Here is a 1,392-nt window from a genome sequence, read left to right on the forward strand (position 1 = left end):
CCGAAGCCAAGCTGCATGCCGCGCAAAAACTCGGTCTGCTGGACAAGGCCGCCCGTCCGGAGATTATCCACGCGGCGCTGCGGGCGGGTATTATCGATAAACGGGAGGCCGAATTACTGGCGCTGGCCGAACAAGCCGGGTCGGCGGCGATCCGGGTCGACGATTTTGCCCCGGAGCAATTAACTACCGGTATTAGGCCGTCATAAAAGCCGCCGAGTCGGTTATTCCGGCTTATCCGCGTCGACCGCTCACATAAGCCGCCGTCAAATGATGGGCGGGGGCTTCGAATACCTGTTGGCAGCGGCCGAATTCGATCAGGCGGCCGCCGCGTTCCTGCATCCAGAATAGCGCGGCATAATTGGCGATGCGGCGGGCCTGGGCCAGATTATGGGTGACGATGACAATGGTGTAACGGCCTTGCAGGCGTTTGATCAAGTCTTCCACCACGGCGGACGCGATGGGGTCCAGCGCGCTGCAGGGTTCGTCCATCAACAGCACCTTGGGTTGCAGGGCCAGCGCCCGGGCGATGCACAAGCGCTGTTGCTGGCCGCCGGATAGCGCCTGCGCCGGCGCTTCCAGCCGGTCCTTGACTTCTTCCCATAAACCGACGTCCCGCAACACTTCTTGCAACCGGTCATTTATTTCCGCTTGGCCGCGCATGCCGTGTTCGCGCAACGGCAGTTCGATATTGCGGCGGATGGATAACGGAAACGGCACCGGTTTTTGAAAAATCATGCCGATGTCGCGGCGTAAACCTTGTACATCCAGATCCGGGCTACGAACATTGAGGCCGTCAAAGCGGATGGAACCGCTGACCCGGCAGCCCGGGATCATGTCGGTCAAGCGGTTTAGCGACGACAGAAAACTGGTTTTGCCGCAGCCGGACGGCCCTATCAAGGCGGTGATGCAACCCCGGTAGATGTCCAGAGAGATGTTTTCCAGGGCAATTTTGTCGGCATAATGCAGCGAGAGATTCTCGACGCTGAGCAGCGGTTCGGGATCGCAGCAGGGCGGGCCGGCCTGTAACGGGCTCAGAGTATATGCGTTTTCCGGATCGTTAAGGTTATCCGCGCGGTTGCATGTATCGCGAGTGTCGTTTGTCATGACGTCATAATTCTATTGCGCAGCCAATGCCGCGTCAGGCTGGTCGCCAGGCTGTTGATGATCAATAACAGTAGCATTAAAACCAGTGCCGAGGCATGGGCATTGGCGTCGCCGCCGGCCACGTTCATGGCCAGATCGTAAATATGCACGGATAAAGACCGGCCGGAATCCATAAGCGTGTCCGGCATGCGGTCGACATAGCCGCTGGTAAAAATCAGCGCTGCGGTTTCGGCGCCGGCACGGGCTATGCCCAGCAGAAGGCCGGCGATGATGGCCGGCGCGGCGGCC

The 1,392-nt window shown here is 59.8% G+C and carries 2 protein-coding genes and 1 pseudogene; 1 reads left to right on the forward strand and 2 read right to left on the reverse strand.

Translation table 11 applies throughout. The features are described from left to right. Window positions 1–206 (forward strand): acyl-CoA dehydrogenase domain-containing protein (locus NP596_RS21375; RefSeq protein ID WP_256617402.1); only part of this gene is annotated, 206 nt, incomplete at its 5' end. A 25-nt stretch (window positions 207–231) separates the two neighbouring features. Here the strand turns inward: NP596_RS21375 and NP596_RS21380 are convergent. Together NP596_RS21380 and NP596_RS21385 are read right to left on the reverse strand one after the other, a co-directional pair. After that, window positions 232–1,104, reverse strand: coding sequence for a phosphate ABC transporter ATP-binding protein (locus NP596_RS21380; RefSeq protein ID WP_256617403.1), 873 nt, complete (start codon window positions 1,102–1,104; stop codon window positions 232–234). After that, window positions 1,101–1,392: pseudogene (locus NP596_RS21385) on the reverse strand (phosphate ABC transporter permease PstA); the annotation flags it as partial. The gene NP596_RS21380 and the pseudogene NP596_RS21385, both read right to left, overlap by 4 nt.

It is taken from the genome of Methylomonas rivi (assembly GCF_024505165.1).
Classification (GTDB): Bacteria; Pseudomonadota; Gammaproteobacteria; order Methylococcales; family Methylomonadaceae; genus Methylomonas; species Methylomonas rivi.

Coding starts and splice junctions, on each gene's coding strand:
- NP596_RS21380 (WP_256617403.1), bottom strand. CDS start 1,104: ATGACAAACGACACTCGCGATACATGCAACCGCGCGGATAACCTTAAC.